Below are 1018 nucleotides of genomic sequence, written 5' to 3'. Positions count from 1 at the left end.
TGTGCCCTTGGATTTCTGCTTTAACTAATCCTTGTGGCTCCGCATTTTTTGGTTGCGTACGCGCAGGAGTAAGCAGCAGTTTTCGCGCCGTTTTCTTCGCATGCGATGGGGCCAATGTGTGGTGCAAGCGGGTACTGATGTTGACGAGACTGCGCTTCACACTAAAACGCTGCGAGGTATTAAAATAGATTTTCTCACTCATGATCTTTTCCTTAGTTATCAGCACACTTAGCAAAAATAGAACGGTCGTGCTTTTTATGCTGATAAGAAAGAGCGAACTCTGTCGCTCTTTAAAATGAATCTTCGTTACCCGTAGACGGTGTTAACCTCTCCATCGAGCAAGCAAGTTGTCGATGCCTTGCCAAAACAGGCGTAAGCTCTCTTCCTCACCTTTGATCGAATAGAAAACATGCGCGCTCAGGTACTGCCCGTATAAATCGAACGTCGCCTGACGAGTATCTAAGTCGCTTATAAACTCTTGGTTTTCTTTGCCTTTCGCAATTTGAATTTCTAGATAACTTAACCAAGTATCAATCGCTTTACGTAATGCCGCTTGTAACGGACAATTTTTGTCTGCGGCATCATTCCACGCATCAAGGAACATACAGCTGCCTTGAAATGAATGGTTCCACGTCATCCAAGAATCCAACAACCCTCGGATTTTCCGCTCAATATTGCCATCACCAAGCCCACGTGCAGGTTCAATCACTCTTTCAGCAAACACTTGGTTTGCGTACTCAAGCACGGAAAGCTGCAAATTCAACTTGGAATTAAAGTGAGCAAACAGACCACTTTTGGACATGCCACACTGCTTCGCTAGTTCGCCAATGGTGAGGCTTTCTAAGCCGTCTTCACTGGCAATTTCAAATGCGCGCTGCAGAATGAACTCTTTCGTTACTTTTCCTTTTTTCATAACTGTAGTTTTAGCACGGTCGTTCTTTTTTGCAATGAAGAGTTAACTGGTCTAACCATCTATCCATGTCATTTTCTCGCTAAGATCGACCTATTGAGTGGGTTA

At 44.2% G+C, this 1018-nt stretch carries 1 protein-coding gene and 1 pseudogene; both read right to left on the bottom strand.

Annotation, left to right across the window (positions count from 1 at the left end):
* A pseudogene (locus R7Q38_RS25010) lies at positions 1-202 on the bottom strand (alpha/beta hydrolase); the annotation flags it as partial.
* A 120-nt stretch (positions 203-322) separates the two neighbouring features.
* On the bottom strand, positions 323-913 hold the full coding sequence (locus R7Q38_RS25005) for a TetR/AcrR family transcriptional regulator (protein ID WP_005468576.1): 591 nt from the start codon (positions 911-913) through the stop codon (positions 323-325).
* Positions 914-1018 lie beyond the last annotated feature (105 nt).

The organism is Vibrio sp. Vb0598 (genome assembly GCF_033338935.1).
GTDB classification, from domain to species: Bacteria; Pseudomonadota; Gammaproteobacteria; order Enterobacterales; family Vibrionaceae; genus Vibrio; species Vibrio alginolyticus.
Note: the sequence above shows the minus strand (reverse complement) of the source record. Positions and strands in the feature narration are given on the sequence as shown.

Bases quoted from the DNA above. Each gene is read 5' to 3' on its own strand.
- R7Q38_RS25005 (WP_005468576.1), bottom strand. From the start codon at position 913: ATGAAAAAAGGAAAAGTAACGAAAGAGTTCATTCTGCAGCGCGCATTT.